General features: G+C 60.3%; 23 protein-coding genes. 10 read left to right on the top strand and 13 right to left on the bottom strand.

Annotated features, from left to right (window positions below):
• Window positions 1-20 precede the first annotated feature (20 nt).
• Genes ACZ5RG_RS11335 through ACZ5RG_RS11315 form a run of 5 tightly spaced genes read right to left on the bottom strand, consistent with a single transcriptional unit; the run spans window position 21 to window position 3,177 of the window.
• Complete coding sequence (locus ACZ5RG_RS11335) at window positions 21-662, bottom strand: DUF4136 domain-containing protein (protein ID WP_298600456.1); 642 nt, start codon at window positions 660-662, stop codon at window positions 21-23.
• 16 nt (window positions 663-678) lie between these two features.
• The gene (ttcA, locus tag ACZ5RG_RS11330) at window positions 679-1,617 is read right to left on the bottom strand and encodes a tRNA 2-thiocytidine(32) synthetase TtcA (RefSeq protein ID WP_464447077.1); all 939 of its coding nucleotides are present in this window, start codon (window positions 1,615-1,617) and stop codon (window positions 679-681) included.
• A 5-nt stretch (window positions 1,618-1,622) separates the two neighbouring features.
• Window positions 1,623-1,994: a dihydroneopterin aldolase gene (locus tag ACZ5RG_RS11325; protein WP_019430159.1), complete on the bottom strand. Its 372-nt coding sequence runs from the start codon at window positions 1,992-1,994 to the stop codon at window positions 1,623-1,625.
• Entirely contained in the window at window positions 1,991-2,398 is a 408-nt protein-coding gene (locus tag ACZ5RG_RS11320; protein ID WP_409418270.1) for a dihydroneopterin aldolase, read from the bottom strand. The genes ACZ5RG_RS11325 and ACZ5RG_RS11320 overlap by 4 nt, the downstream gene beginning before the upstream one ends.
• A complete protein-coding gene (locus ACZ5RG_RS11315) occupies window positions 2,395-3,177 on the bottom strand; it encodes an SDR family oxidoreductase (RefSeq protein ID WP_464447076.1) in 783 nt (260 codons plus the stop codon). Before ACZ5RG_RS11315 ends, ACZ5RG_RS11320 begins: the two co-directional genes overlap by 4 nt.
• 191 nt (window positions 3,178-3,368) lie before the next feature.
• Here ACZ5RG_RS11315 and ACZ5RG_RS11310 point away from each other — a divergent pair, with 191 nt between their 5' ends.
• The 4 genes from ACZ5RG_RS11310 (at window position 3,369) to infA (ending at window position 5,607) form a co-directional block, all read left to right on the top strand.
• The gene (locus ACZ5RG_RS11310) at window positions 3,369-4,526 is read left to right on the top strand and encodes a class I SAM-dependent methyltransferase (RefSeq protein WP_464447075.1); all 1,158 of its coding nucleotides are present in this window, start codon (window positions 3,369-3,371) and stop codon (window positions 4,524-4,526) included.
• Window positions 4,527-4,544: 18 nt separating this feature from the next.
• Window positions 4,545-4,739, top strand: a complete 195-nt coding sequence (locus ACZ5RG_RS11305; RefSeq protein ID WP_298600471.1) for a DUF2905 domain-containing protein — start codon at window positions 4,545-4,547, stop codon at window positions 4,737-4,739.
• Window positions 4,740-5,116: 377 nt separating this feature from the next.
• Window positions 5,117-5,332, top strand: coding sequence for a hypothetical protein (locus ACZ5RG_RS11300; protein WP_233253626.1), 216 nt, complete (start codon window positions 5,117-5,119; stop codon window positions 5,330-5,332).
• A gap of 14 nt (window positions 5,333-5,346) precedes the next feature.
• Complete coding sequence (gene infA, locus ACZ5RG_RS11295) at window positions 5,347-5,607, top strand: translation initiation factor IF-1 (protein WP_019426546.1); 261 nt, start codon at window positions 5,347-5,349, stop codon at window positions 5,605-5,607.
• Window positions 5,608-5,675: 68 nt separating this feature from the next.
• Here the strand turns inward: infA and ACZ5RG_RS11290 are convergent, their stop codons facing one another.
• The 3 genes from ACZ5RG_RS11290 to ACZ5RG_RS11280 are packed head-to-tail and all read right to left on the bottom strand — an operon-like array spanning window position 5,676 to window position 10,392.
• Window positions 5,676-6,941, bottom strand: a complete 1,266-nt coding sequence (locus ACZ5RG_RS11290; RefSeq protein WP_298600477.1) for a putative HlyD family type I secretion protein — start codon at window positions 6,939-6,941, stop codon at window positions 5,676-5,678.
• 2 nt (window positions 6,942-6,943) lie between these two features.
• Window positions 6,944-9,058, bottom strand: coding sequence for an ATP-binding cassette domain-containing protein (locus tag ACZ5RG_RS11285; protein ID WP_298600480.1), 2,115 nt, complete (start codon window positions 9,056-9,058; stop codon window positions 6,944-6,946).
• The gene (locus tag ACZ5RG_RS11280) at window positions 9,055-10,392 is read right to left on the bottom strand and encodes a TolC family protein (RefSeq protein ID WP_464447074.1); all 1,338 of its coding nucleotides are present in this window, start codon (window positions 10,390-10,392) and stop codon (window positions 9,055-9,057) included. The genes ACZ5RG_RS11285 and ACZ5RG_RS11280 overlap by 4 nt, the downstream gene beginning before the upstream one ends.
• Before the next feature lie 38 nt (window positions 10,393-10,430).
• On the opposite strand from ACZ5RG_RS11280, the gene ACZ5RG_RS11275 reads away from it, so the two are divergent.
• A complete protein-coding gene (locus tag ACZ5RG_RS11275) occupies window positions 10,431-10,688 on the top strand; it encodes a hypothetical protein (protein WP_464447073.1) in 258 nt (85 codons plus the stop codon).
• Window positions 10,689-10,733: 45 nt separating this feature from the next.
• Window positions 10,734-11,180, top strand: a complete 447-nt coding sequence (trxC, locus tag ACZ5RG_RS11270; RefSeq protein ID WP_315235942.1) for a thioredoxin TrxC — start codon at window positions 10,734-10,736, stop codon at window positions 11,178-11,180.
• 14 nt (window positions 11,181-11,194) lie between these two features.
• Here the strand turns inward: trxC and ACZ5RG_RS11265 are convergent, their stop codons facing one another.
• The 5 genes from ACZ5RG_RS11265 to ACZ5RG_RS11245 are packed head-to-tail and all read right to left on the bottom strand — an operon-like array spanning window position 11,195 to window position 16,524.
• Complete coding sequence (locus ACZ5RG_RS11265) at window positions 11,195-12,517, bottom strand: multifunctional CCA addition/repair protein (protein ID WP_464447072.1); 1,323 nt, start codon at window positions 12,515-12,517, stop codon at window positions 11,195-11,197.
• A gap of 29 nt (window positions 12,518-12,546) precedes the next feature.
• The gene (locus tag ACZ5RG_RS11260) at window positions 12,547-13,230 is read right to left on the bottom strand and encodes a glutathione S-transferase family protein (protein ID WP_298600495.1); all 684 of its coding nucleotides are present in this window, start codon (window positions 13,228-13,230) and stop codon (window positions 12,547-12,549) included.
• 13 nt (window positions 13,231-13,243) lie between these two features.
• Entirely contained in the window at window positions 13,244-14,203 is a 960-nt protein-coding gene (locus tag ACZ5RG_RS11255; RefSeq protein ID WP_464447071.1) for a complex I NDUFA9 subunit family protein, read from the bottom strand.
• Window positions 14,200-15,297: a M14 family metallopeptidase gene (locus tag ACZ5RG_RS11250; RefSeq protein WP_464447070.1), complete on the bottom strand. Its 1,098-nt coding sequence runs from the start codon at window positions 15,295-15,297 to the stop codon at window positions 14,200-14,202. The genes ACZ5RG_RS11255 and ACZ5RG_RS11250 overlap by 4 nt, the downstream gene beginning before the upstream one ends.
• Window positions 15,298-15,315: 18 nt before the next feature.
• Window positions 15,316-16,524 carry a M20 aminoacylase family protein gene (locus ACZ5RG_RS11245; RefSeq protein ID WP_464447069.1) on the bottom strand — a complete coding sequence of 403 codons (1,209 nt, stop codon included), beginning with the start codon at window positions 16,522-16,524 and terminating at the stop codon, window positions 15,316-15,318.
• Window positions 16,525-16,747: 223 nt separating this feature from the next.
• On the opposite strand from ACZ5RG_RS11245, the gene ACZ5RG_RS11240 reads away from it, so the two are divergent.
• From ACZ5RG_RS11240 to ACZ5RG_RS11225, 4 genes are all read left to right on the top strand, one after another.
• Window positions 16,748-17,065 (top strand): hypothetical protein, encoded by a 318-nt coding sequence (locus tag ACZ5RG_RS11240; protein WP_298600506.1) that lies wholly within the window; start codon window positions 16,748-16,750, stop codon window positions 17,063-17,065.
• On the top strand, window positions 17,062-18,063 hold the full coding sequence (locus ACZ5RG_RS11235; protein ID WP_298600509.1) for a CapA family protein: 1,002 nt from the start codon (window positions 17,062-17,064) through the stop codon (window positions 18,061-18,063). Before ACZ5RG_RS11240 ends, ACZ5RG_RS11235 begins: the two co-directional genes overlap by 4 nt.
• Before the next feature lie 66 nt (window positions 18,064-18,129).
• Complete coding sequence (locus tag ACZ5RG_RS11230) at window positions 18,130-20,229, top strand: molybdopterin-containing oxidoreductase family protein (RefSeq protein ID WP_464447068.1); 2,100 nt, start codon at window positions 18,130-18,132, stop codon at window positions 20,227-20,229.
• Window positions 20,222-20,524: a polyhydroxyalkanoic acid system family protein gene (locus tag ACZ5RG_RS11225; protein WP_312261371.1), complete on the top strand. Its 303-nt coding sequence runs from the start codon at window positions 20,222-20,224 to the stop codon at window positions 20,522-20,524. The genes ACZ5RG_RS11230 and ACZ5RG_RS11225 overlap by 8 nt, the downstream gene beginning before the upstream one ends.
• Window positions 20,525-20,539 lie beyond the last annotated feature (15 nt).

Here is a 20,539-nt window from a genome sequence, read left to right as displayed (position 1 = left end):
TTCGATTTGGGTTCAACGGTTCAGCGCGGCAGTTCGATGTTCACCCGGCGCAAGCCTGCGGGCGGGTTGGGGAAGTTGGCCAGTGCGGCTTGGAACAGCGTGGCAAAAATCGGCACGCTGTCGCTCCATGGGCCAGCATGGCTGGCGCGGGTTTCGTAGACCACTTGGCCTGATTTCAAGTCGCGCATGATCACGCTGACCTCGCGGCGGTACTGAGTGGGTGGCGGAAATCGCATGCCCGTGCCCAGTCCGATGTGCGAGCCAGCACCAATGCCAATGCCAATACCCACGCCGACATTGCCGTAAGGTGTCCAGCCCGGCCCGATCGGGCGACCCCAAGGATCAGCTTGGTATTGGGTGCCACTGAAGCCCACCATCACGCTCAGGCTGGCGCTTGCATCGTCGCGCACCAAGCCCACGGCCGTCATGGCCGCCTGGGCTTGTTGTTCGGCCAGTCCGGCTTCGGGGTTGTTGGTCTGTGAAGGCAGGCGCTCAAAACGGTACTTGGCGCCCTGCAGGCTCATGCCCGGCGGAACTGCCGCCACGGAAACCACATCGCTGTCGATCAGGCGCATCGAGGCGCAGCCCGTCAAAAGGGTCAAGGCCAGTGCAGCCAAGGCCACTGAAAAACGCCGTGAGAGCTCTTGTGTTGCCTTGTGCATGGCGCACCTCCTGGATTTACATCGAGACCACTTGAATGCCGGGCAAGCCGGGTTCGGAGAATGTCTCTTCGTCAAAAGCCTTGTCGCCGTCATCCGATTCGATGCCAGTGATCTTCAGGTCCTTGAAGTCGTGCAGCTTGGCGTCCATCAAGTGCGAGGGCACCACGTTTTGCAGGGCTGCAAACATGTTTTCAATGCGGCCAGGGTGTTTCTTTTGCCACTCGCGCAGCATGTTGCCCACTTGCAGGCGTTGCAGGTTTTCTTGGCTGCCACACAGTGTGCACGGGATGATGGGGAACTGTCGGTGCGCTGCCCAACGGATCAGGTCGGTTTCGGCCACATAAGCCAGCGGCCGGATGACCATGAATTCGCCGTTGTCGCTGACCAGCTTAGGGGGCATGCCCTTGAGCTTGCCGCCAAAGAACATGTTCAAAAAGAAGGTTTGCAGCATGTCGTCGCGGTGGTGGCCGAGAGCCAGCTTGTTGCACTTCAGCTCACGCGCCACGCGGTACAAAATGCCTCGCCGCAGACGCGAGCACAGGCTGCACATGGTTTTGCCTTCGGGGATTTTGTCTTTCACGATCGAATACGTGTCCTGCGTTTCGATGTGGTATTCCACGCCCAGCTCTTTCAGGTAAGCGGGCAGGATGTGGTCGGGAAAACCGGGCTGCTTTTGGTCGAGGTTGACCGCCACCAGCTCAAAGTCCACCGGGGCGCGGGCCTTCATCTTGAGCAGGATGTCCAGCATGCCGTAGCTGTCTTTGCCGCCGGACATGCAGACCATGATGCGGTCGCCCGCTTCGATCAGGTTGAAGTCGCTGATGGCTTGGCCCATCTGGCGGCACAAGCGTTTTTCGAGCTTGTGGGTTTCGCGCTCGATCTTGACGGCTTTGGCCGCCGCTGCACTGGCTTCGGCTTCGGCGTCCACCCAGGTGTTGTCGGTTGTTGTGTTCATGGGGTTCACCACTGTCCTGTTTCCATGCGAATGGCCACTTCGCAATCTTCAAAAATTTCAAGTTTGGCAATCTTGACGCGCACGCCCAGCACGCCAGGCAGCTGCATCAGGCGATTCGAGAGTTTGCCGATCAGCGTCTCCAGCAAGTTGATGTGCTCTGCCGTGCATTCGTCGATGATGATCTTGCGCACCTTGCGGTAATCCAGCACATGGTGGATGTCGTCGTCGCTGGGCAGCAGGGGCTGCGTGCCCAGGTTCAGCTCGGCATCGACCTGAATCGGCTGAGGGTCGATTTTTTCGTGTTCGAGGATGCCCAGGTTGGCGTCAAAGCGCAAACCAGTCAGCTCCAGTGTTTGGTGTCCGGCAGGGGTTTTCATGAGGCTGGTTTGATCTGGAAAATTTCGACCCCGACGGCTTCACAGTCCGGGTACACATCGGGTTTGCAGGTGGACAGGCGCACCGCCTGAACCTGCGGGTGCGCGATCAGCTCGCGCATCAGGTCATCGCACAGGGTTTCTTGCAGCACCACATGCCCGAGGGCGATGCGCCGGGCTATCACGTGTCGGATGAAGTCATAGTCCACCACTTCAGACAGGTCGTCCTGTGTGGGTGTGGATGCGCTGTAGGGCACGAACAGTTCGACGTTGAAGACGATGCGCTGTGGGCCGAGTTTTTCAAAGTCGTGTGCGCCAATGCGCACGTCCACCGTGTGGTTGCGCAAAAAAAGGCGGCGGCAGTTGAGCGCCAATTCGGTCATGGCCGTGTTCAGTTTGTCGCTCATGACGCGTCTTTCGGGTGGGGCGTGTCGGCCAAGAACATCACATCGCGTTCCAGGGGCACCAAATGCTGGCCGTTGTCCACGCACACCGTGGTGCCGGTGATGCAAGGGTTTTGTGCCAGAAACAGGCAGGTGGCGGCCACCTGAGCTGGGTCGATCGGCTGGCGCATCAGGTTCACGCGGCTGGCGCGGTCAAAGTTGTCCTGCGTTTGCGGGCCGCTCAAAAACATCAGGCCAGGTGCCACCCCGCACACACGCAAAGGGGCCAGGGCCTGCGCCTGCAAGGCCACCGAGCGCTCCAGCGCCAGTTTGGAGACGGTGTATGAAAAATAGTCCGGGTTCAGATTGAACACCTTCTGGTCCAAGATGTGGATCACGCTGCGCTGGCCGGGCGTGGCCTCGGGTGCGTTTTGCCTTGCCATCAAAGATGCCAAAGCCAGTGGCGCGATCAGGTTCACCTCCAGTTGCTGGCGGGTGCCGGTCAGGTCTATTGCAGCCCCGGTGTCGGGCTCGAACAGCGAAGCGTTGTTGACCAGGCAATCCAGCGGTCCGTGGCTTTGCGCAATGCGGGCCACCATGCGTTCGACTTCGGCGTGTTCCGCCAGATCGGCCTGTACCAATTCGACGAAAGCCCCTTGGGCACCCAGTTCGGCCTGAAGCGCTTGCGCTGCCGTGGCCGAGCTTTGGTAATGGCACCACACGCGCCAGCCCGCCGCCGCAAATTGGCGAACGATCTCTGCGCCCAGGCGGTGAGCGCCTCCGGTGACCAGAACTTGTTTCATAAATGGTGGCTTGTTGCTAACTTGTGCTGTGTGCTGTGTGCTTGGGGTGTCACCCTGAAAAAGATCGGGGATAAACGCCTGTTTGTCACCTCGGACTTGGCCCGAGGGCATGCTTGTCGGTTCTTGGACGTCGGATCGCGTCAGGCATAACAAGGCATGAAACAAAACGCCAATTATCGGGCAAGCGGCCCATGCTGGAGTTCATTCGGACCAAAACCCTGAACGCCTTCGGCGACAATCCTCGGGTGTCCACGCCCAAGCCCACCCCTTCTTGTGAATTGACCCAGCGCATCCACCAGGCCATTGCCCAAGCGGGTGGCTGGTTGGGGTTTGACCGCTTCATGGCCATGGCGCTGTATGAGCCGGGGCTGGGGTATTACACCAATGCGCTGCAAAAGTTCGGCGCCATGCCCTCTTCGGGCAGTGATTTTGTGACCGCGCCCGGCATCTCGCCCCTGTTTGGCCAGACCCTGGCTGTGCAGGTGCGCCAGGCGCTGCAGGCCACGGGCACCGACGAGATTTGGGAGTTTGGCGCAGGCACGGGTGCATTGGCGTTGCAGTTGCTAGACAGCCTGGGCGACGACCTTGCCCGTTACACCATCATTGATTTGTCGGGCACTTTGCGGGCCCGCCAGGCCGATACCTTGTTGAAATATGCCGACAAAGTGCGCTGGCTCGACAACTGGCCCAAGGCCATCGAGGGCGTGGTGGTCGGCAACGAGGTGCTCGATGCCATGCCGGTGCATCTCTTGCAGCGCAAAGACGGCGTCTGGCACGAGCGCGGGGTGGTCAGCGCAGGCCAGGGTTTTGCTTGGCAAGACCGCCCGACCGACTTGCGCCCGCCCATCGACATCGAAGGCGAACACGACTACCTGACCGAAATCCATCCGCAGGCCGAGGCCTTCATCACCAGCCTGGCCGAGCGGCTGTTGGCGGGCAAGGGCGGTGCGGCATTTTTCCTTGATTACGGTTTCCCAGAGGCCGAATACTTTCATCCTCAGCGCCACATGGGCACCGTCATGTGCCACCAGCTGCATCAGGCCGACGACAACCCTTTGCTGGCCGTAGGCCAAAAAGACATCACCGCCCATGTCAATTTCACGGGCGTGGCGCTGGCCGCGCAAAATGCCGGGCTGGCCGTTTTGGGTTATGCCAGCCAAGCTTGGTTTTTGTTGAACCTGGGCTTGGCCGAACGCATGGCGCAAGCCTCTTTGGCCGAACGCAGTCAAGCTCAACGCTTGGTGAATGAGCATGAAATGGGCGAGCTGTTCAAAGTGATCGGTTTGACCACCTCGGCCGATGGTGTTGCCCAGGGCTTTGCCCGGGGTGACCGGTCGTATCGCCTGTAACCGGCAGCAAGGAACAGCATGTTGCGTTGGTTGATTGTGGTGTTCCTGGCGCTGGTCATCTTCAGTGGCCTGCAGCCGTGGCTTCAAAAACTGGGTTTTGGCCGTTTGCCGGGCGATTTCCGCTTCAGGCTGTTTGGGCGGGAATGGTTTATCCCTATCACCAGTACCTTGCTCCTGAGCATGTTGGCCGCGGCGGTGGCCCGCTGGTTGTGAGTCGGAAAGATTGCAAAAGCACTAAAACCGTGAACGTGGTACAGTGCGGCACGCCATTGGCGACTTATGCCCATCTCGCTCTTTCTGAGCCGATAGCGCATCCCGGCAGAGGGATGCCAGTCTTGTCCTCCACTGTGCACATCGCCCGCCATGCTCATTGAGAGCTGGGCCCAGACGATTTTTTGCTTCCTTTTGACGCACCTCTGCACGGTGATGTTCTGTGGCAGACCCCAGGGTTTGCACATCGGGGGCGTTTTTTGGCACCAGGACATGCCAATACCCTAGCCGCTGCAAAGCCCCAAGAGGCATTCAAAGCGGCAAGACCCCGTTAGTTAAAATACATGACCATTCATTACTGTTCACACCAACCCATCTCCATGGGAAAATTCCGAATTCAACCGTGCTCCAGGGCTTTGCCCAATGGCGCATTTGGCGCGCAAGTGTCCGTGGCCAGTGGCCGTGGTAGCGCCAGCACCGACCGTGTGATGCGTTTTGTGCCCGAATTTGCAACACCTGCCGCCGCCAGCCAATACGCCCTCGATGAAGGCATGTTGTGGGTGGAGCGCCAGACCTCCAAACCGATCCTGCTTTGAGAAAGACGTTTTAAATGGCTAAAGAAGAACTGATTGAACTGATGGGCGTGGTGAACGAAGTTTTGCCCGATACGCGTTTTCGTGTGACGCTGGACAACGGCCACCAATTGATCGCCTATTCTGCGGGCAAGATGCGCAAAAACCACATCCGCATTCTGGCGGGTGACCGTGTGACGCTCGAGCTCTCGCCTTATGACCTGAGCAAAGGCCGCATCAGCTTCCGTCATTTGGCTGGCCGTGCCCCGATGGCACCACGCCGCCCACCTGCACGCTAAATAAGCAAAGGACTCTGAGTCCACATTGGGCGTGCTTTCACCGGCACGCCCTTTTTGCGTTCAAGCGCTTATTTCTCGCCCATGCTCATGCTCATGGTCTTGCTCAAAGGCTTGATCAGGTAGCTCAGCACGGTGCGCTCCATGGCTTTGATTTCCACGTTGGCCGTCAAACCAGGGCGCACTTGAATTTGACTGGCTTTGTCGCCTTTGAACTCGGTGCCCGTGATCATGACGCGCACACGGTAGTAGGTCATGGGGCCTTGTTTGGTTTCTTCGGTCAACACGTCAGGGCTGATGTAACTCACATTGCCTTGCATGCCGCCATAAATAGAGTAATCGTAGGCGTCGAGTTTGACGCTGGCCGTCTGGCCGATTTTCACAAAGCCGATGTCTGAGGGCAAGATTTTTGTCTCGACAATCAGGTTGTTGCCACCGGGCAGCAATTCCATCACCGTGTCGCCCTGGCGCACCACGCCGCCCAAGGTGTTGACCTTGATGTTATTGACCACGCCGTCCACAGGGGCCACCAGCTCGGTGTGCTCCAACAAGCTGGTGCGGTCATTCAATTGCTCGGTCTGTGTACTCAAGTCTTCTTGGGTCTTGGTCATCTCAGCCTGTGCATCTTGAAAATACTTGTTGCGCTTGCTCGTCAACTGCGCCCCAATGTCGGCGCTGGAACGCTCCAGGCGCAAGAGCTCAGCCCGACTGACGTCGCCTGAGGCTTCGAGCAGGCGGTTGATTTTCAATTCATCGTCGGCCAGCGCCAGGATTTTCTTCAATGCACTGATCTCGTCTTTGAAAGCGCGTTGCCGCTTGTTGAACAGTTCGGTCTGGTTTTGAATGTAGCTGGTGTAAGACAGCAACGAGGGATCGAACTGCAAGGGTTTTTCAAAGATCTCAGCTTGGAGTCTGGTCAGGGTGATGCGCAAGGCGGCCACCTTGGCCTTGGTGTCAGATACGGCCGCTTGTGCGCGCTCTTTTTGCATGGTCGCCAGCAGTTGGCCTGCTTTCACCAGATCACCTTCTTTCACGTGCAATTCGGTCAAAATCCCGCCATCAGGGGATTGAATAATTTGCGTGCGCTCTGCCGCAATGATTTGGCCTTGTGCTCGCGTGACTTGGTCAATTTTTCCAACCGATGCCCAAAAGACCGCCGCAATCAGCGACAGCATGAATACCAACAAAACGGCACGCGAACGGTGAGGTGGTTTGAAGTCGCCGACCGGCATGGGCGACGTGGCAGGTTTGGCGGTCACGTCGCTGACGGGTTCTGAATGCAGGCCGACGCCCAAGGGGGCCGGTGCTTTGGGCAGATTGGAGGGGGTCAATGACATGTTCAGCTCGCAGGTTGCGCATTGGGGCGCTGTTGAAGTTGTTGCAGCACCGTGTCGCGCGGGCCATCAAGGACGATCGAGCTTCCGGCAACCACAATGATCCTGTTGACCAGTGCCAAGGTGCTGGGTTTGTGGGTCACGATCACGAGGGTTTTTCCTGCACGGGCTTCTTCTGCCAATACGGCCATGCACTGGCGCTCTTGCGTATCGTCCATGGTGGCGGTGGGTTCGTCGAGCAGCAAGATGTCGGGCTTGCACAAAATCAAGCGGGTGAAGGCCACGAGTTGCTTTTGTCCATTGCTCAAGCCTTTTCCGCCTTCCATGATGGGGCGCTCCAGGCCTTTGGGGTGGCTGCCGACGATGCGGTCCATGCCGGTGCGGTTCATGGCGGCAAAAATCACTTCATCGCCAGGGTCGGGCAGACCGATCAGCAAGTTCTCGCGCAAGGAGCCTTGGAACAGGCGGTGGTCTTGCTGCAGGAAACCGATTTTTTGGCTCAGCAACTGTCGGCTGATGTGACCCAGCTCCAAGCCATCAATGCTGATGTTGCCTTTTTGCGGGCTGTACATGCCGCTCAGCATGCGCAGCAGCGTGGATTTGCCTGCGCCAATCGGGCCGACAATCGCAATGCGTTCGCCGGGTTTGATTTCCAGTCTGGGCACCGCAATCACGGGTGGATTTTGGCCATAGGCGAACTGCACATCGGTCAAAAGGTAATGGCCTTTGATGTGGGTTGGCACCAAGGGGTGCTGGATGCCGTGGTTGTCCGATTCAAGGGTGTACAGGCGCTCTAGCCCCTCCAAGGCCGCGCTGGCGTGGGAGTGCTGCACCAACAAACCCGGCAAGGCCATGATGGGTGCCAAAATGCGTCCGCTCAAGATGGAGCACGCAATCAACGCACCCATCGTCATGTGGCCTTGCATCACCAGCAACGAACCCACCACCACCAAGCCGGCATAGCTCATTTGCTGCAGCACGACAGACAGGTAGCCCACATTCTCTGTGGCACCGCGCATGCGCAAGTCGCCTTGAATGGTCATCTTGTTGTAGTTGATCCAGCGGGACAAGAACTTCCAGCCGCCCGAACCGGCCTTGATGGTCTCAATGCCTTCTACCGCCTCGACCAGCAGACCGGTGCGCATATTCGACAGGGCGGCACTTTCTCTGGCCAGGTCTTTGACTTGGGTGCGAATTCTGAGCCCCAAGAACAGAGCCACGCCGCCAAACACCAGTGGCACCAGCGCCACCAGAGGGCTGGCGATCAAGGCAATGATCACCAAAAACAACAAACTCATGGGCAAGTCGATCAGGGTGAACAGGGTGTTGGCCGTGTAAAAACTGCGCACCTGTTCATACCCCCGCAATTGCCCTGCCAAACTGCCGACCGAGCTGGGTACCTGGTCCACGCGCAGGCTGAGCAGCTGCTGGAACACTTCACGCGAGAGACGGTGGTCAACCCCTGTAACCACATAATCCATCAAATGGGATCGGGCCAATTTCATGGCGTATTCAATCAAGATGCTGAGCAATACGCCTGTGCTGAGCACCACCAAGGTGTATTCACTGCGAGACGGAATCACGCGGTCATAGACCTGCATTGAAAACAGTGAGGTGGCCAGTGCGATCATGCCAATGAAGGCCGAGGCCAGCCCCGCTTCAATCATCGGCAGTCGATGCTGGCGCAGGGTCTGTTGCAGCTGCTGAGCGAAGGTTTTCATGGCAGGCTTCTCACCCATGGCCTGCGACAGTTTGTGCGCATCTGCTTGCGCGTTGAACTTGATCAAGGCCACTTGGCCTTGTAAGGCTGTGGGTGCCAAGCTGTGCTGCCCATCCGCATTGACCAAGATCCACTGGCCTGACGGATCGCAGTCGACCAAGACGACCCAGCCCAATTGAGCGGTGTGCCCCAGCAAAGGCAGGTGGGCGCGATCCGGTTGATCCATGTACAAGGGCGCTTGCAAGCCCATTTGGGATGCGACTTTTTGCAGCTGCAGCATGGGCGCGTCTGCCTGATCCAGGCTGGCCACACTGGCCCTGAGCGCTAAGACGTCGGCGACAGCGCCTTGCATTTGCGCCATGCGCAGCATGGCCCATTCAAGTTGAATTTTGTTGATCATGGCTGTGCCGTGGCTAAGGTGTTGGGGTCCATATTGATGTCAAGTCGCAAGCGCGAACCGACCAAGCTGGCTTGAGCGTCGACCAGCGCATATTCGTTTTGCGCCAGTTCGCGCACTTGGTTGAGCAGGTCCAGCCAGGTTTTCCGGTTGGCCTGAAACTGGCGTTCAAACGAGGCCAGCACCATGTCGGCACCCGAAACTGATTTTTCGAGCGCCGAAATTTGGGCATAGGCATTCAGGAATTCTTCACGGTCGTTTTGCAACGTTTCCTGAATATCCTTCATCGCAGTCGCTACGCCTTGATCGGATTTGGCGATGCGCTTGGTCAGTGCTTCGGCCTCTACTGCATTGGAAAATCCGGCGCCGGGTGAGTAGCTCAAACCTGCAAAAGCCACCGCTGAGTTGTTGGCGTTGAAGGCATTGTTGCCAACCGGTTTGTCTACGCGCACATACAAATGAGGCCATTTTTCGGCTTCTTTGGTGCGCAAGCGGTTTTGCGCTGAAACCACATCGCTTTTGGCGATCTGCACCGACGGCGAGCGCGTGGCCAAGTCCACCCAGTCGGTTTGCTGCAACTGTTGAAGAAATGCCACCGAGCTGGGCAATGCCGGAAATGGTGCCAAGGTCGGCAAGCGTTCACGCAGATTCACTTCGCCCGACAGTTGCTCCAGTTTGAGCAGTGCCACTTTCAGGTTTCTTTGGGCCGCATCCAATTCCACCTGCGTTTGCAGATGGCGGGAGTTGGCCAACACCAAGTCAATGCTGGAGGAGGCTTCAGCGTCGACACGCCGTTGCATTTGCACTCTAAAACCGTTGAGCCGTGCCATGGTTTTTTGCGCCACTTGCACGCGGGCATGGGCGGCTCTCATGGCTTGCCACGCCTGGGTGATTTGCAGGAAAAGTTGTCTTTGCTGCAATTGCACTTTGAATTGGCTGATGAGCACCTGGTTTTCGGCCTCGGTGACCCGCGATGAGTTCAGTCCACCATCCCAAATGATTTGCTGTACGCGCAAACTGCGTGACGGCTGCGACGAGGTGTTGCCGGTGTTCGACTCCAACACCGCAGAAAAAGTCGGCCAACGTTGACGTTCTACGGCTGTGACATCGATTTTTCCCGCATCCGCTTCCAAACGCGCCGCGACCAACAAGGGGTGACTCTGTTGGGCCGCTGCATACAACGCTTGGATCGTGAGGGCTTGCGAAGTGGGTGCTGGCATCGAAGTTTGGCCCCATGCGGGGCTGATGCAAAGCGCGATGCCTAGCCATCCCGTGCTCACCAAGCGCAGCTTTGCTCTTTTACTGAAGCTGCCGATGTTCAATTTTTGAAATCCCATGTTCATACCTAGTCTCAGACATCAAGCGAGCCGTACTCATGGTGAATTCGCGCAAAAAAGAAAATATAAGAAAATTTTTCAAGCTTAATTATAGCGAATTTGTATTAAAAATAATTCAAAGGCGGATTTTGATTTTTTTGGCAATTTGCTTGCGAATTTCCCATGACTTTGGGGTTTTTGCCCAGCGCAGACGTCGTCTGTGGTGTGTGCCATGGCCCTTTTGGGCATGTCCTTCCGCTTGGGTTGGTCAGGCCGTGCTCGATCACGATGGCTGGGCCAAGCTGCAAAGCCCTTGAATCGAGCAGCATGCCCCCCAAATAAGATCAAACACAGGGGATTTCATGACCGCCTCAGCCGACGCCTTGCACATTGTTTGTCCGCATTGCCACACCACCAATCGGGTGCGTGTGGCCGATATGGGCCATGCCCCCGATTGCGGACAATGTCACAAAGCCCTTTTTGACGGACATCCGCTGGCGCTGGATGCAGCCACTTTTGACAAGCACATTGGGCGCAGCCAAGTGCCTGTACTGGTGGATTTTTGGGCGCCTTGGTGCGGCCCTTGTCGCATGATGGCCCCTGCTTACGAGCAGGCGTCAAGCCTTTTGGAGCCCCAAGTGCGGGTGGCCAAACTCAACACCGAAGACGCACAGGCCATTGCCGCCCGCTTCAACATCCGCAGTATTCCCACCTTGGCCTTGTTTGTCGGCGGCAAAGAAGTCGCCCGGCAGGCCGGGGCATTTCGCACGGCGCAAGACATCGCTGATTGGACACGTTCGCACCTTTGAGACGGGCGTGCTCGTCAATGCGCCTTGCGCGCGATGGCCTCGATCCGTGCTTGGGCGATTTGCGCACCAATCTGAGGGCCTTTGAGGCCCTGCGCTGCAGCAGCTTGGGCAATGGGGGCCGTATCCACCGAGAGTGCCGCTTGCTGGGCTTGCCGCAATCGCTCGGCCTGCGGGTAAGCCGCTTCTTCAAAACCCAAGCGCCCTCGCGCATCGCATTCGCAGGCTTGCAGTACACGCTCAAAGCGCTCGGCTTGGCGGATGGCGTCGCAGCGTTCGAGCAGGCGCATCAGGGCCTCGGGGCCCAGTTCTGCGCTGCGGTGGATGTTGCCGTGCTCACGCGCTACGACCTCGGCCAGTTCTTTGCTGTCGCTCGGCACGCGCAGGCGGTCGCACACCTTTTGCAAAAGCCTGACGCTGCGGCCCTCGTGGCCGATGTGGCGCGGCAGCACGTCGGCAGGCGTGGTGCCTTTGCCCAGGTCGTGCATCAGGCAGGCCACGCGCACGGGCAGCGGCATGTTCAGCCGCGCGGTCATGTCCATCACCAGCATCATGTGAACGCCCGTGTCGATCTCGGGGTGGTATTCCGGACGCTGGGGCACGCCCCATAGACGGTCCAGTTCGGGCAGCAAGACCTTGAGCGCACCGCATTCGCGCAGCACTTGGAACATGCGCGAGGGTTTGTCGGCCATCAGGCCTTTGGCCAGTTCCTGCCAGACGCGTTCGGGCACCAAGTGGTCAACTTCGCCGTCTGCCACCATGGTCTGCATCAGTGCCATGGTTTCCGGCGCCACTTGAAAGCCGGTGAAGCGGGCCGCAAACCGGGCCACGCGCAAGATGCGCACCGGGTCTTCGGCAAAAGCCGGGGTCACATGGCGCAATTGCTGGGCTTGCAGGTCGGCAAGGCCGCCCCACGGGTCGATGATGTCGCTCAGCCAGTCTGGTGCGTGGGGCGTGTTGTCATGGCCTGTCGGCGCTGAAGCTTGGGCTGACGTTGAAGCTGGTGCGGGCGTTTGCAGGCACGCGGCCACGGCCTCTGGCACCGCCATCGCGTTGATGGTCAGGTCGCGCCGGGCCAGGTCTTCTTCGAGCGTGACGCTGGGATCGGCCTGCACGGCAAAGCCCTTGTAGCCCCGCGCGGTCTTGCGCTCGGTGCGGGCCAGTGCGTATTCTTCGCGCGTGCGGGGGTGCAAAAACACCGGGAAGTCTTTGCCCACTGGCGTGAAGCCCTGTGTGGCCATCTCCTCGGGCGTGCTGCCCACCACGACCCAGTCCCGGTCCTGCACTCGCAGGCCCAGCAGCGCATCGCGCACGGCACCGCCGACGGCGTAAATCTTCATGGGGAGGTTCTGTTGGCTCGCGGCGACACTCAACGCGCCACGCGGAAAGGCTCTTCAAAGTCGATGAAGTCCTTTTCGGCCAGGGCGTCGTCGATCCATGCTTTCACGCCGGGCAGGGCGCACACACGCGCCATGTAGGCTGCCACATCGGCAGGCACCGGCAGTGCATAGGTCTTCAGGCGCATGACCACGGGGGCAAAGTAGGCGTCGGCTACGGAAAATTCGCCAAACAGCATGGGGCCACCGTGTTCTTGGAGCAGCCCGCTCCACAGCTTGCTGATGCGTTCCAGGTCGGCACGAACAGCGGGTTTGTCGCGCAAGGCAAGTGCCCCGATCTCGGGCAAGTGCGCTTCGATGTTCATCGGGCAGGCGCTGCGCAGACCGGTAAAGCCACTGTGCATTTCTGCGCAGATGCTGCGGGCGCGCGCACGGGCAGCACGGTCATGCGGCCAGAGCTGTTTTTCAGGGAATTGCTCGGCCACATATTCGGCAATCGCCAAGGTGTCCCAGACGGCCAGACCATCGTGCACCAGCACGGGCACTTTGCCCACCGGGTTGACCGCCTTCATGCTGGCCTTGAAGTTGGAGTCGGGCGCGAAACTGTCAAAGCGGACATAGACCTCTTCAAAGGCAATGCCCGCCTGGCGCAACAGCACCCAAGGGCGCATGGACCAAGACGAGTAGTTTTTGTTGGCAATGTAAAGCTGGATCATTTTTTTCAGTCATTCAGCGCCCTGCGCCTGCGCGCCAGCGGTTTAATTTGCTGCGTGGTCCGCGATGACCCAAATAGCCGGGGGCCACGCCTGCAGCACTTGCTGCGCTGATGCCCAGCGCGGCCAGCCCCGGCAACTGACCCGTGGTCACGTTGTCCACCTTCATTGACGCCAGGTTGTCCCGGCTCATGAGCGGTTCGCCCGGTGCCAGTTCCATGGCCGCAGCTTGCAGCCAGCCCACCCAGTTTGGCAAAGGCAAAACAGGGCGACCTTGGCCGTGGTTGACACCGGCCCATTGACCGGCCCGTTTGACCAGATCGCCCAAGGTCAGCACATCTGGCCCGCACAGATCAAAGGTCTGGCCGACGGTGTTCGGCTGTTGCAGGCAAGCCACCACGGCGCGTGCCACGTCGGCCACCCACACGGGCTGAAAGCGTGTGCCACTGCCCGCCAGTGGCATGAAGGGCACCACGGCCTGCAGGTCGGCAAACAGGTTGAGAAATTTGTCTTCGGCCCCAAAGACCACGCTGGGGCGCAACACCGTGAGCTGCAGCCCCCTGCCTTGCAGTGCCGTTTCGCCTCGCGCCTTGCTGCGCAAGTACATCGAAGGGGCTTGCGCTTCGGCACCCAGTGCACTCACTTGCACCAGCCGCTGCACCGAAGCTTTTTTCATGGCGCTGGCGATTTTTCCGGGCAATTCGACGTGCACTTGCTCAAATCGTTCTTCGTTGCCATGCAGCACCGCCACCAGGTTCACGACCGCATCGTGCCCGGGCATCAAGCGGGCCAGGTCGGCTTCCTTGTGCACCGAAGCTTCGATCACGGTCAGCCCGGGCAGGCTTTGTACGCTGTTGGCATTGACAGCGCGGCGGGTGGGCACAGTGATCTGCCAGCCCAGCCGGGCCAGCTGTTCGCAAACATGGCGACCCACAAAGCCGCTGCCCCCCAAAACCAGAATGCGCGGCATGTTCATTTTTTCAATCCCTTGTTCAAACCTGTGGCGGCCTGCTGCATCGCTTCCATGGCCTGCTCGACGATCTGGGTGCGCCAAGCATCGGTGTCCACATAAAACGCGTCCATCAGATCCTGTTTGATCTGCTGACGCAACGCGGCAGGCGCTTCGGGGTGCAGTTGCAGCCAGTGGTCGCCACGCAGCGCGTGCATGACTTTGTCTGTGGGCTGGGTGCCATATTCCATGGCGATGCCGGTGTACTCGGCCTGCGGACATTCCTGGTAGGCCGACATCCACATCAGCCCGGTGAGCATGGGAGATGTGGAGGAGCCGTCATAGATGGAGGTGATGCCTTGGCCCCACCAGGCTTTGGCACGGCTGTAGGCTGCCGCGTCGTCGGCACACGCAAAAATGCGCTCGCCCACACCGCTGGGCCCCAAGCCCGTGTGCAGATCGATCCAGGCCAATTTTTTGCAAGCTTGGCCGTATTTTTGCAGCACCTTGCGCAGCGTCAGGTTGCTCCAGGTGGGGGCTTGTCCTCCAAAGAACAGGCCGTCCGGGAATTCGTGCTGGCCTTTGGAGATAGCGGCCTGAAAGGCTTTCATCCCTCGCTCAGCGATGAACTGGTTGGTTGCCGCAGTGTTGGCGGCATCGGGTGGCCACACTTCGGGCAACAGCAAGGGCTGGATTTCGCGGTAGGCCGGGTTGTCCGGCAGCGCTTGCGCGAAGTCTTGAAAGTTGCGGTTGATGTCCACGTTTTCGTGGGTCACGCGCCGCACATGCGAAAACCCGTGCGGGTTGAGCGCGTGGATGTAGAGCACCGCCACACCCTGGGCTTTGGCTGCTGCACGCCAAGCGGCGTTTTGCAGGGCATGGACTTGCACGCCCGAGCCGCAATAACCCTCCACCCCGTGGCAGGCGCTGCTGATGATCAGCAGCGCTTGGGCGCCGGGGGCACCATCGAACACCACGTCCATGGCGAGCGCTTCAGCGTCCCGGCCTTGGAGAGGGTGGGCGTGCGAGTCCACCGACAGGCCTGCCGACTGCGCCGCGATCAAGAATTTTTGTCGGGCTTGGGCATAGCTGCTTGAAAAGCCGCTCTGGACATCGGACATGGGCGTTCCTGAAGGGGTTTATTTTTGTGTCGGGTTGGCCAGCCACTGAGTGGCCAGTTCCACCCAGTAAGTGCCGCCCAGCGGGATCAGGTCGTCGTTGAAGTCGTAGCTCGGGTTGTGCAGGGTGCAAGGGCCACCGCCATGGCCCATTTCGCGGTGCGCGCCATCGCCGTTGCTGATGAAAACATAGGCGCCGGGTTTCGCCTGCAGCATATAAGAGAAGTCTTCTGCGCCCATGGTGGGCTCTTGGTCGATCACATGCTCTGCGCCCACGATGCCCGACATGACTTGGCGTGCAAAGTCGGCTTCGGCGGCGCTGTTGATGGTGGGGGGGTAGTTGCGCTCGAACTCGAATTCGCACTGCGCCTCAAAGGCCGCGCAAATCGACTCGGCCACTTGCTTCATGCGGGTCTCGATCAAATCCAGCACCTCGATGCTGAAGGTGCGCACGGTGCCTTGCAGTTCGCACGAATCGGGCACCACGTTGGTGGCTTCGCCCGCATGGATCATGGTGACCGAGATCACGCCCGCGTCCACCGGTTTTTTGTTGCGGGTGATGATGGTCTGAAAGCCTTGCACCATTTGGCAGGCAATTGGCACCGGGTCGATGCCGTTGTGTGGCAAGGCCGCGTGGCTGCCTTTGCCCCGGATGGTGATCTTGAACTCGTTGCTGGACGCCATCACCGGGCCTGCGCTCACGGCAAAGGTGCCCACGGCCGCGCCTGGCCAGTTGTGCATGCCGTAAACCGCCTGCATCGGGAATTTTTCGAACAGACCGTCCTTGATCATCTCGCGGGCACCGCCGCCGCCTTCTTCGGCGGGCTGGAAAATCAAATACACCGTGCCGTCAAAGTCGCGGTGCTTGGCAAAGTGCTTGGCCGCCGCCAGCAGCATGGCGGTGTGGCCGTCGTGGCCGCAAGCGTGCATCTTGCCCTGGTGCTTGCTGGCGTGGGCGAAGGTGTTGAACTCTTGCATGGGCAGTGCATCGATGTCGGCGCGCAGGCCGATGCCACGCCCGCAAGCACCACCATCACGCCCATGCACAATGCCCACCACGCCGGTGGTGCCCATGCCCCGGTGAACGGGAATACCCCAGTTGGTCAGTTGCTGGGCCACCACGTCGGCCGTGCGTACTTCCTGAAAGCACAACTCAGGGTGCGCATGAATATCTTTGCGAATGGCCGCGATGCTGGCCGCGTCGGTGAGGATGGAGTCGATGATTTTCATGAATACAGTCTAGCGGGACTTGCAGACCTTTGCCAAGCTGCAGCCTCAAATGTCCCGACTGTCACCTTGGCGGCTGGAACCCCGTGCAAAATCGGGCAAATACTGATTCTCGACTTGTATGCGTAATTCACCGACTTCAAGGCCTTGGCGGGCTGTGCTGGGCGCCCTAGGGACGCTCTTTTTTCTGGGCGTCGCGTCTGCCTCGCCTCAACTCAGCTGCCAGGTGACTTACGCCGGCACCACCCAAACCGTGCTGGCGCGCCCTGTGGCAGACCCTTACCCCGTGCCCTCGGTGGACATTGGGGGGCGTTTCTGGTTCAAGGCGGTCATGGTGGGTGATGCCGACCACATCAACCGAATCTTGTTGTATGCCTATCAAGACGCCAAGCCCCACCCGGTCTTGGTGCACCAAGCCAAATACCTGCCGCCCTACCCACGCAGCTCGCAGCCTTGGGCCATCACGGGGCAGCAGCATGTGTATGCCGGGCCACTCGAGCGGGAATTGATTTACAGCTGCACCTTGGAGGGGCTGACGCCATGAACATTGGCTTGGGACTTGTGTTGGCTTGTTGTTTGGGGGCCCCAGTGTGGGCGCAGTCTGGCCCTGCTGCAGACCCCACCGTGAGCGTGGTGTTTGCGGGCGACACCGTGCTCGATGACGCCCCCGGCGCTTTGATCGCCCGAGGCGGCGACCCCTTTGCCCCGTTCGCAGCGGTGTTTGCTGCCGCCGACATCCGCATGGCCAATTTGGAGTGTGTGGTGGCCACGGGCGGCAGTGCGGGCGATAAAAATTTCACGTTCCGGGCGCACCCGCGTGTGCTGCCCGTGCTCAAGACCCATTTCGATGCGGTGGCGCTGGCCAACAACCACTCGGGTGATTTTGGGCGCGAGGCATTTGCCGAGATGCTGGGCCTGCTCGATCAGGCGGGCTTGGGTAAGCTGGGGGGCGGGCGCAATTTGTCGCAAGCCCATGCGCCTTGGGTGGTGGAGCGCAAGGGCTTGCGGATCGCTTTCTTGAGCTACAACGAATTCATGCCACGCAGCTTTGAGGCCGACCACGATGCCCCGGGTGTGGCGTGGAGTGAGGATGAACAGGTGGTGGACGACATCCGCCATGCGCGTCGGGTGCACCGGGCGGATCTGGTGATCCCCATCATGCATTGGGGCTGGGAGAACGAACGCGTGGCCAATGCCCGCCAGCGGCAACTGGCGCGTTTGATGGTCGAGGCCGGGGCCGATGCCGTGATCGGCGGCCACCCCCATGTCACGCAAGACATCGAACACATCCAGGGCAAGCCCGTCATTTACAGCGTGGGCAATTTCGTGATGAAAGAGACCGACAACGACCACCAGCGCCGAGGCTGGGTGTTGCGCCTGGATCTCGATCGGCATGGGGTGCGGGGCTTTCACACCCATGTGGCCCAAATCCGCATGGACGGCGTGCCCGAGCGCGATGGCCGTGCAGCCAGCCCTTGTTGGCAGCGTGGCGATGCGGCGGTGGGGCAGTGTGTGGCGGGGCAAAAAGCCCCGGCACCTTGAAGCGGCAGGGCGTTGCCTGCCGGGCTGCGCGACAATCGGCTTTTGACCAGCCGCCTGCCCCCAACCATGAACCCCACTCCTGCCACTGCCGTGGTGCGCGGCGCTTGCCCGCACGATTGCCCCGACACCTGTGCCTTGCTGACCACGGTGGAAAACGGACGAGCCACCCAAGTGCAAGGCAATCCGGCCCACCCCATGACCGACGGCGTGCTGTGCACCAAGGTCTCGCGATACGTCGAGCGCACTTACCACCCTGAGCGCTTGCTGCAACCTTTGCGCCGTGTGGGCCCCAAAGGCGCGGGCCAGTTCGAACCCGTGGGCTGGGACGAGGCGCTGGACGCCATTGCCCAGCGCTTGAAAAGCATTGCCGCACGCGACCCGCAAGCAGTGCTGCCCTACAGCTATGCAGGCACCATGGGGCAGGTGCAAGGTGAATCGATCGCGGCGCGGTTTTTTCACCAACTGGGCGCTTCGCTGCTGGACCGCACCATCTGCGCCTCTGCCGGTGCCGAAGCCTTGACCCAAACCTTGGGCAACAAGGTGGGCATGAAGGTCGAGTTTTTTGCCGAATCCAAGCTGATCGTCATCTGGGGCAGCAACTCGATTGGTAGCAACTTGCACTTTTGGCGCATCGCCCAAGTGGCCAAGCGCCAAGGCGCCAAGCTGGTGTGCATCGACCCCCGGCGCAGCGAAACCGCCGACAAATGCCACGAACACATCGCCCTTCGACCCGGCACCGATGCCGCGCTGGCGCTGGCCGTGATGCACGAGTTGATCGTGCATGGCTGGCTCGACCAAGACTACATCGACCGCTACACCTTGGGCTGGGATGCTTTGAAGGCCCGTGCTTTGCAATGGACACCTGAACGCGCCGCCGAAGTCTGCGGTGTGCCGGTGGCGCAAATCCGGCAATTGGCACGCGACTGGGGCAGCACCGCGCCAGCGGCCATTCGCTTGAACTACGGCATGCAGCGTGTGCGCGGTGGCGGCAATGCGGTGCGGGCGATCGCGTGTTTGCCCGCGCTCACCGGCGCTTGGCGGCACCGGGCTGGCGGCTTGCTGCTCAGCAGTTCGGGCCATTTCCCGGTGCGGCGGGCGGCCTTGCAGCGGCCCGACTTGCTGGGCGAGCGACGCCCCCGCACCCTCAATATGACAACCATTGGTGACGACTTGTTGCGCCCGGCATCGTCGGCTTTTGGCCCGTCCATCGACGCCTTGATCGTCTACAACAGCAACCCAGTGGCGGTCGCCCCCGAATCGGGCAAGGTGGTCCAAGGCTTTGCCCGAGACGATCTGTTCACCGTGGTGCTGGAGCATTTTCAGACCGACACCGCCGACTACGCCGACTTCATCTTGCCCGCCACCACCCAGTTGGAGCACTGGGACATCCACACCAGTTACGGCCACACCGATGTGCTGCTCAACCGCCCGGCCATCGCGCCCGTGGGCCAAGCACGCACCAACACCGACATCTTCCGGGCGCTGGCTGCCCGCATGGGTTTTGATGACCCGTGTTTTGCCGAGAGCGATGAAAGCCTGTGTCGCAGCGCCATCGGCGATGGGCAAGATTTTGAGCAGTTGCTGGCGCATGGCTTTGCCTCTTTGCCACTGCCCGATGCGCCGTTTGCACAGGGCGGCTTTCCAACGCCTTCAGGGCGCTGCGAGTTTTTCAGCCAGCGCCTGGCCGATCAGGGCTTGGACGGCTTGCCCGACCACTTGCCCAACTACGAGCTGGCCACGCCGGGTGGTCGATACCCGCTGGCCTTGATCTCGCCGCCTGCCCGCCACTTTCTCAATTCCACCTTTGTCAACGTGCAAAGCCTGCGCGACATCGAGGCCGAGCCTGTGCTGGAGATGCACCCCGAGGACGCAGCGGCTCGCGGCATCGTCGACGGCGCGGTGGTGCGGGTGTTCAACGACCGGGGCATCTACCACTGCAAAGCCAGGTTGAACCAGCGTGCGCGGGCGGGCGTGGTCAATGGCTTGGGCGTGTGGTGGCGCAAGCTGGGCCTGAATGGCACCAATGTGAACGAGCTGACCAGCCAGCACCTGACCGACCTGGGCCGTGCGCCCGTGTTTTACGACTGTTTGGTGGAGGTGGCCGCCGAAACCCCAACGTCCGTGCAGATGACCGAAAAACCCGAACAGAAAGCGCAACATGCCTGAGCTGAAAATCGAACGCGAACACGCTTTGGGCCTGGCCGGTGCCCGTGCCGTGGCTGAGCGCTGGCGCGAACAGGCCGAGCAAGAGTGGGGCATGGCGTGTGTGTGCGAGCCAGGCGAGGCCACCGACCGCATGCGCTTTGAACGCAGCGGTGTCAGCGGTGAGCTGACGCTGAGCGAGTCCCGCTTTGACCTGCATCTGAAGCTGGGTTTTTTGCTGGGGGCCTACAGCGGCAAGATCGAGGAAAAAATCCGGTCCAATCTGGACGCCTTGCTGGGGCCCGCGCCGCCCGCCTGATCCTTTGTGCGCGGC

The sequence above is a fragment of the Limnohabitans sp. TEGF005 genome (assembly GCF_055394835.1).
Note: the sequence above shows the minus strand (reverse complement) of the source record. Positions and strands in the feature narration are given on the sequence as shown.

What these genes read in the sequence shown, in the direction of transcription:
- infA (WP_019426546.1), top strand. Translation starts at nt 5,347, where the DNA reads ATGGCTAAAGAAGAACTGATTGAACTGATGGGCGTGGTGAACGAAGTT.
- ACZ5RG_RS11255 (WP_464447071.1), bottom strand. Translation starts at nt 14,203, where the DNA reads ATGAACATGCCGCGCATTCTGGTTTTGGGGGGCAGCGGCTTTGTGGGT.
- ACZ5RG_RS11325 (WP_019430159.1), bottom strand. Translation starts at nt 1,994, where the DNA reads ATGAAAACCCCTGCCGGACACCAAACACTGGAGCTGACTGGTTTGCGC.
- ttcA (WP_464447077.1), bottom strand. Translation starts at nt 1,617, where the DNA reads ATGAACACAACAACCGACAACACCTGGGTGGACGCCGAAGCCGAAGCC.
- ACZ5RG_RS11290 (WP_298600477.1), bottom strand. Translation starts at nt 6,941, where the DNA reads ATGTCATTGACCCCCTCCAATCTGCCCAAAGCACCGGCCCCCTTGGGC.
- trxC (WP_315235942.1), top strand. Translation starts at nt 10,734, where the DNA reads ATGACCGCCTCAGCCGACGCCTTGCACATTGTTTGTCCGCATTGCCAC.
- ACZ5RG_RS11305 (WP_298600471.1), top strand. Translation starts at nt 4,545, where the DNA reads ATGTTGCGTTGGTTGATTGTGGTGTTCCTGGCGCTGGTCATCTTCAGT.
- ACZ5RG_RS11230 (WP_464447068.1), top strand. Translation starts at nt 18,130, where the DNA reads ATGAACCCCACTCCTGCCACTGCCGTGGTGCGCGGCGCTTGCCCGCAC.
- ACZ5RG_RS11250 (WP_464447070.1), bottom strand. Translation starts at nt 15,297, where the DNA reads ATGTCCGATGTCCAGAGCGGCTTTTCAAGCAGCTATGCCCAAGCCCGA.
- ACZ5RG_RS11275 (WP_464447073.1), top strand. Translation starts at nt 10,431, where the DNA reads ATGGTGAATTCGCGCAAAAAAGAAAATATAAGAAAATTTTTCAAGCTT.
- ACZ5RG_RS11320 (WP_409418270.1), bottom strand. Translation starts at nt 2,398, where the DNA reads ATGAGCGACAAACTGAACACGGCCATGACCGAATTGGCGCTCAACTGC.
- ACZ5RG_RS11310 (WP_464447075.1), top strand. Translation starts at nt 3,369, where the DNA reads ATGCTGGAGTTCATTCGGACCAAAACCCTGAACGCCTTCGGCGACAAT.
- ACZ5RG_RS11265 (WP_464447072.1), bottom strand. Translation starts at nt 12,517, where the DNA reads ATGAAGATTTACGCCGTCGGCGGTGCCGTGCGCGATGCGCTGCTGGGC.
- ACZ5RG_RS11315 (WP_464447076.1), bottom strand. Translation starts at nt 3,177, where the DNA reads ATGAAACAAGTTCTGGTCACCGGAGGCGCTCACCGCCTGGGCGCAGAG.
- ACZ5RG_RS11260 (WP_298600495.1), bottom strand. Translation starts at nt 13,230, where the DNA reads ATGATCCAGCTTTACATTGCCAACAAAAACTACTCGTCTTGGTCCATG.
- ACZ5RG_RS11300 (WP_233253626.1), top strand. Translation starts at nt 5,117, where the DNA reads ATGGGAAAATTCCGAATTCAACCGTGCTCCAGGGCTTTGCCCAATGGC.
- ACZ5RG_RS11235 (WP_298600509.1), top strand. Translation starts at nt 17,062, where the DNA reads ATGAACATTGGCTTGGGACTTGTGTTGGCTTGTTGTTTGGGGGCCCCA.
- ACZ5RG_RS11280 (WP_464447074.1), bottom strand. Translation starts at nt 10,392, where the DNA reads ATGGGATTTCAAAAATTGAACATCGGCAGCTTCAGTAAAAGAGCAAAG.
- ACZ5RG_RS11225 (WP_312261371.1), top strand. Translation starts at nt 20,222, where the DNA reads ATGCCTGAGCTGAAAATCGAACGCGAACACGCTTTGGGCCTGGCCGGT.
- ACZ5RG_RS11335 (WP_298600456.1), bottom strand. Translation starts at nt 662, where the DNA reads ATGCACAAGGCAACACAAGAGCTCTCACGGCGTTTTTCAGTGGCCTTG.
- ACZ5RG_RS11285 (WP_298600480.1), bottom strand. Translation starts at nt 9,058, where the DNA reads ATGATCAACAAAATTCAACTTGAATGGGCCATGCTGCGCATGGCGCAA.
- ACZ5RG_RS11245 (WP_464447069.1), bottom strand. Translation starts at nt 16,524, where the DNA reads ATGAAAATCATCGACTCCATCCTCACCGACGCGGCCAGCATCGCGGCC.